General features: G+C 48.2%; 1 pseudogene. It reads left to right on the forward strand.

The window, feature by feature from the left end:
- Window positions 1-276 (forward strand): annotated as a pseudogene (locus SB658_RS23730) (peptidase M28); the annotation flags it as partial.

The raw sequence follows: 276 nt of genomic DNA on the forward strand, positions 1-276 counted from the left end.
ATCGATATCGGGGCGTCCAGCCGTGAAGAAGCAATGGAATGGGGCGTTCTTCCGGGTGACCAGATTGTGCCGTATTTTGAATTTACAGTGATGAACAATGAAAAGCATTTATTGGCGAAAGCATGGGACAACCGTATCGGCTGTGCGATTGCCATCGATGTATTAAAAAATCTGAAAAACAGTGATCACCCGAATGAAGTATATGGGGTCGGAACGGTTCAAGAAGAAGTCGGGCTACGCGGGGCGAAAACAGCGGCACATACGATCCAGCCTGAT

Source organism: Bacillus sp. SIMBA_008, from assembly GCF_046535495.1.
Taxonomy (GTDB): Bacteria; Bacillota; Bacilli; order Bacillales; family Bacillaceae; genus Bacillus; species Bacillus subtilis.